At 72.2% G+C, this 4,823-nt stretch carries 4 protein-coding genes; all 4 read left to right on the top strand.

Translation table 11 applies throughout. The features are described 5' to 3' along the window. The first annotated feature begins 133 nt into the window (after positions 1 to 133). Positions 134 to 1,648: a hypothetical protein gene (locus ACG2DA_RS21695; RefSeq protein WP_395258628.1), complete on the top strand. Its 1,515-nt coding sequence runs from the start codon at positions 134 to 136 to the stop codon at positions 1,646 to 1,648. A gap of 34 nt (positions 1,649 to 1,682) precedes the next feature. Further along, the gene (locus ACG2DA_RS21700) at positions 1,683 to 2,147 is read left to right on the top strand and encodes a hypothetical protein (protein ID WP_395258630.1); all 465 of its coding nucleotides are present in this window, start codon (positions 1,683 to 1,685) and stop codon (positions 2,145 to 2,147) included. Between the two features lie 813 nt (positions 2,148 to 2,960). After that, positions 2,961 to 4,040: a DUF1559 domain-containing protein gene (locus ACG2DA_RS21705; protein WP_395258632.1), complete on the top strand. Its 1,080-nt coding sequence runs from the start codon at positions 2,961 to 2,963 to the stop codon at positions 4,038 to 4,040. 105 nt (positions 4,041 to 4,145) lie between these two features. After that, positions 4,146 to 4,823 (top strand): alpha/beta hydrolase (locus ACG2DA_RS21710; protein WP_395258634.1); only part of this gene is annotated, 678 nt, incomplete at its 3' end.

Genomic DNA, 4,823 nt, shown 5'->3' on the forward strand with positions numbered 1-4,823 from the left:
GACCTGGCCCGCTGCGGCAAAGGCCGCGTCGCCTTCCACTGAGTCGAAGGCGGCGACGCCCACGACCGGCGGCGGGCTGATCCCCGTCGCCGGCCATTTCCTCATTCGATCACCCCGAACACGAGAGGGCCCCATGCCCCCGATCATCCTGCCCCGGCGAACGCTGCATGCGTTCCGCACGGCGCTGAAGAAACACCTCGGGCTGAAGGCCCGCGACGACGGCCCGCCGGTCCGCGTCGACGCCGCCGAAGACGGCGGCGCCCGCCTCACGGCGATCGCCCCGGACGGCCGGGGCGTCAGCCTGGCGATCCCCGGCGACCGGCCGCTGGGCGATCTCGTCCTGCCGTTCGAGCTGCTGGCCGACGCCGGCGCCGCGAAGAGCGGCGACGTGCAGCTGTCCGAGGCCGACGGCGGCGAGGCCGTCGTCGCCAGCTGGGACGAGCGGGGTATGCCCCGCAGCGCCCGCGGCACGCTCGAGAAGGCCGACCGCGGCCGGGCGGCCAAGTTCGACGTGCCGGCAGTCGAGGCTTTCCGCGACCCCGGCCCCGGCTTCGCCGCAGCCCTGCGGCAGGCGGTCGCCGTGACCGACGCCGAGTCGACCCGCGACGCCCTCGGCTGCGTGCGGCTGGACCCGCACGCCGGCCGGATCGAAGCGACCGACAGTCACTGCCTGCTGATCGCCCGCGGCTTCACGTTCGGCTTCGAAGAACCCGTGCTGCTGCCGGCCCCGCACGCCCTCGGCCGTTCGCCGTTGAAGGACGCGGAGGTGCGGATCGCGAGGGTGACGGATGGCCCCAAGGTCCCGCTCGTCGTGCTCTCCGCCGGCGACTGGACGCTCTGGGCGCCGGAGGCCCGGGACGCCCGGTTCCCGGACCTCGATCGGGTCGTGCCGAGTCAGCACGGCAAAACGACCGTGTCGCTCAGCGAGGCCGACGCCGCGTTTCTGCTCGACCGGATCGCCAGCCTGCCCGGGGCGGGCGACGGGCGAAAGCCGGTCACGCTGGAGGCGAAGGACAACAAGTTCCTGATCCGGGCCGCGGAGGAGGGCGGCACGCCGGTGGAGTTGGTCACGGCGTCCTCCCAGGTCAGAGGCACGGCGATCTGCGTGGCGGACCGCCGGTTCGTCGCCAGAGCGTTGGCAACCGGCTGCAGAAAGATCGTGCTGAACGGTCCCGAGGAGCCGGTCCGCTGCGACGCCGCCGGCGACGGCCGTCCCGGAACCACGCTGGTCTTCGCCACGCTGGCCGGCGATCCCGTCCCGGCCAAGGACGCCGTGCGGCTGACCGGCGAAGCCCCCGCGTCCGCTGCTCCCGCGGCCGCTGTCACCCCCGCCAAACGCCCCGCCACGCCGATGCCCGCGAACCGCCTGAACGGCTCCCCCGCCGACCCCGCCCCCACGAACGGCCACGCCGCCAACGGCCACCCCGCCAACGGCCACGCCGCCAACGGCCACGCCGCCAACGGCCACCCCGCCGCCGCCGACTCCGAGGCCCTGCTGGACCGGGCGACGGCCCTGCAGGCGACGCTGGCCGACGCCGCCGCGGAGGCGAAGGGGCTGGCCGCGGACCTCCGCAAACTGAAGCGGCGGGACCGGCTGGTCTCCTCCGCCCTCGGCAGCCTCAAGCGGCTCGGCTCGCTCACCGCGTAGCCCGCCGCCCCCCGCCCACAGCAAGGAGACCGTCATGTTGAAGTTGAACGTGGGGCTGTCCCGCAAGGTGGGGCAGCCGGACTACGGCTCCAAGGGGGCCATGGTGAACGTCGAGGTGGAACTCACGGCGGACCTGCTGAAGGACCACGACCGCCTGCGGCGTCAGGTCCGCGGGATCTTCGGCGTGATCCGCGAGACGGTCGACGGCGAGTTGGGCGTGGCGACCGGCCGCAACGGCGGCGGACGTCTCCCCGGCCCGCCCTCGAACGGCCGCCCCGCGGCGAACGGTTTGTCCGGGAACGGCCGGGCGACCGACGGCCGCGGGGCGTTGCCCTGCACGGAGAAGCAGGTGCGGGCGTTGCACGCGTTCGCCCGCCGGGCCGGCGTGGAGCTCGCCGCCGAACTGGAGGATCGGTTCGGCGTCACGACCGCCGAGGTCCTCACCAAGCGGCAGGCGAGCGCCGCGATCGACGTGCTGAAGCGAAGAGCGGGCGACTGACCTTGGCCGCCGATGAGAACCCGCCCCGCCCGGGAACGGGCGGGGCGGACCTCTTCGTTTTTAGCCCCCAGGAGCGACCGCGGCGAACGGCGGGGAGGACCTCACAAAGCACGATCGCACGGGCGGAAGCGAGCGGAGCATCCCCGGCAATCTCTCCTTCACCATGACGGAGACGAACGCTCAAGAAACAACGCTCCCCGGGGCGGCCCTCCGGCCGCCCCGGAATGATTATGGAAAGGCGGAAGCCCGCTTCCTCGAGAACGGCGGGATTCCGCCGGGCGCTTCACCCCCGGCCGGTTCCCCCGTGACGTCGTTCCGGCGACCGGTGCTGGGGCGGCACGAGGCGAAACGAACGGTTCGGAGTCTCCGTTGGCGTCGGGCGCCACAGCGGGGCAAAGCCGTCGGAAGCCTTTGGAACTCCCCGCCGGGCGGCGGCCGGCAGCGGAGGACGCCGGGGCCACCAGGCTCGGCCGGATCGAGCTGATCGGGGCGCCGACGGCCCGGACCGACGCCCGCTCAGAGACGGGTCGGCTGTCGGGACTCGCCGGCCCGATCAGCGGCGGCCAAGTCCTCGCGCCATGTGGCGACGCCACGGTTTGACGCTCCTCGGAATGTACGGGGCGCCGCCGCTCAGTCCGCATGCAACAGCGGAGCCGGATTGTCGCAGGGTAGGTTGCAAATAACACCCGACACCGTTGAGATGCGATCTCAACAACGCGAGGCGAACCCCCGCCGGCCGCGTGAGCCAGCGAGCGATGCCCTTCGGGCGTGTAGCCAGCAGAGCTTGTTTCCGAACTCCCTCCTGGTTGACCCGTGCCCGCCGCTCCGCTTTCGCGCCCCGTCTCCGTTGCCCGTCGGCGTCGCCGGTCGGGGTTCACGCTGATCGAACTGCTGGTGGTGATCGCGATCATCGCGATCCTCGTCTCCCTGCTGCTGCCGGCCGTCCAGCAGGCCCGGGAGGCGGCCCGGCGGGCCCAGTGCAAGAACAACCTCAAGCAGATCGGGCTGGCCCTGCACAACTACGCCTCCACCTATCAGGAGGCGATCCCCAACAACGGCTTCCCCTACCCCAACGGCTACCCGAGCGATTTTTCGCCGCTCGCGAAGCTGCTGCCCTACCTGGATCAGGCGAACCTCGAAAACCTGGTGGACTACCGGGTTTACATGGGTCACCCCGCGATGGCCGACCTGCCGGAAGAACTGCGTGAGGCGGCGGAGAAGCCGGTCGCCACCTTCCTGTGCCCCAGCGACGGCGAAACCCCGGTACACGCCCTGACGTTGCCGGCGTCCGGCGACGCGATCCCCGTCGCCGGCAGCAATTACGCGATGAACTCCGGCAGCGGCCTGGACGGGAACTTTCACCCGGGCCGCGGGACGCCCAACGACGGGCTGTGCTGGGTGGGGGCGTCGCTGAAGTTCAACGCCGTTCGCGACGGCATGACGCACACGCTGGTTTTCACCGAAAGCACGATCGGCCCCGGGGCGAACGCCGGCCCCGCCGCGGCCACGCCGCTCCAGGACCCAATGGTCTTCCGGGCGACGTTCCCCCGAGGGACCGACCTGGAGGCGCTGGCGGCGGCGGGGGAGTCCGGCGGCGCCGCGGCGATCGAGTCCTCGATCGAGGGTTGGGACGGCAGTCGCCAGAATTATTGGTTGCGGGGCAGCGTGCCCAACGGCCCGCTGCTCAACGGCCGGTTCACGCCCAATCACGAAGTCCCGGACCTGACCTCCGGCTCCTCCAAGGTCACCGCGGCCCGCAGCTGGCACTCCGGCGGGGTGAACGCCTGCATGATGGACGGCAGCGTGCAGTTCGTCTCCGAGACGATCGATCGCGACTCCTGGCACGCGATCTGGACCCGTCGCGGCGGCGAGGTGATCGACGACGCGTTCTGATCGGCGCCGCTCGCCCGGCCCCGTCCCGGCTGGGACGGCGCTTGAGGGATCAGGGCCCGCGGGAACCGGGTGCCCGTCGAACCGTCTCTTGTTGACCGTTATTCCATGAACCACGCCGCGACCCTGCTGTTACTCGCCGCCTCGGCCGGGGCGGGGCCGTCACCCGCGTGTTCGTGCCCCGCGAACCCCGAACGCCCGACCGGACACGAACCCGCCGCATCGGCCGGCGGGTCGGTCACGCTGCCGAACGCCCGGCAGTTCGACCTGCGGTCCGCCGCCGGGCGGGTCTATCGGATTTTCGTCGTCTCCCCCTCCGGGGAGGTCGGGGCGGCCGGCTCGCCGGTCGTCTACTTCACCGACGCCAACCGCAACCTGCCGGCGCTGCTGGCGGCGGTCCGGGCCAGCACGCGCGGACCGAACGACGTGTTGCTCGTCGGCGTCGGCTATCCCGAAACCGACCGGGCGACGCATCAGACCCGCCGCACCCTCGACCTCACGCCGCCCGGCGGCGCCGCCCCCGACGGCTCGCCCAGCGGCGGGGCGGACGCCCTCCTATCGTTCATCGAAGACGACCTCAAACCGCGAATCGAGCGGGAATACCGCGTCGACCGCGACCGGCAAGCGCTGTTCGGGCACTCCTACGGCGGGCTGTTCGTCCTGCACGCGCTGCTTTCGCGGCCGGGAACGTTTCGGACCTATCTGGCCTCCAGCCCGTCGGTCTGGTGGAACGACGGGGCGATCCTGGAAGACGCGAAGACCTTCGCCGCCGCCCGGACCGGCGGG

The organism is Alienimonas sp. DA493 (genome assembly GCF_043951915.1).
Lineage (GTDB): Bacteria > Planctomycetota > Planctomycetia > Planctomycetales > Planctomycetaceae > Alienimonas.